Below are 789 nucleotides of genomic sequence, written 5' to 3' on the forward strand. Positions count from 1 at the left end.
GGATGACGGGATAAGTGGATTTTGACGCAGTAGAAACTATCGCATCATCATCCGCGCGATCGCTTCCCCAATCACCACCGTCGTGAAGTGGGTGTTGGCGCGGCAATCCGACGGCATGATCGAGGCGTCGGCGACGCGCAAGCCCGCGATGCCCTTCACGGTGCCGTCGGGGTTGACGACACCGCCGGCGTCGTTGACGCCGCTCATGCGGCAGCTGCCGGCGGCGTGCTGGATGTCGCCGGTCTCACGGCGCAGCAGCGCGTCGAGCTCGTGGTCTGGCAGGGTCGCAGCTTGCGGAAGCGTCAGATCGGTGTCGGTCAGCCTGATCCAGTCGGCAATGCCTGACAGCGCCGGCTGCGAGGTGATCACGGCCAGTCGCTTCACCGCATCCATCATGCGCAGCATGTCGCGGGGATCGGCCAGCATGTTCTCCTCGACAACGGGATCGATCGCGGGATCGGTCGAGGCCAGTTTAAGCGTGCCCCGCGAATAGGCGTTGAACAGTCCGGCGCCGATCGCGCCGGGCACGCCGATGCCGCGGTGGTTGAAGGCGATCAGGATCATGTCGCGCTTGCCGCCATTGGCGAGGCCGGACGAATAGGTCACGCAGCAATTGGTGTGGCGGGTGTCCGGATCGGTGGGACGCAGGTTTTCGTGGAGCTGGATCGTGGCGCGAAACAGCGGGTGGTCGAAGAAGTGGCGGCCGACCGGCAGATCGCGCTCGACCACAATCCCCATCGCCTTCAACTCGTCGGCCGGTCCGATGCCCGAGCGCAGCAGGATCGCCGG

At 65.5% G+C, this 789-nt stretch carries 1 protein-coding gene; it reads right to left on the reverse strand.

The window, feature by feature from the left end; genetic code table 11:
• Positions 1 to 36: 36 nt before the first annotated feature.
• Positions 37 to 789: GMC oxidoreductase (locus AC1D00_RS43610; protein WP_477015000.1), on the reverse strand; the 753-nt coding region annotated here is incomplete at its 5' end.

Source organism: Bradyrhizobium sp. P2_E8 (assembly GCF_056403875.1).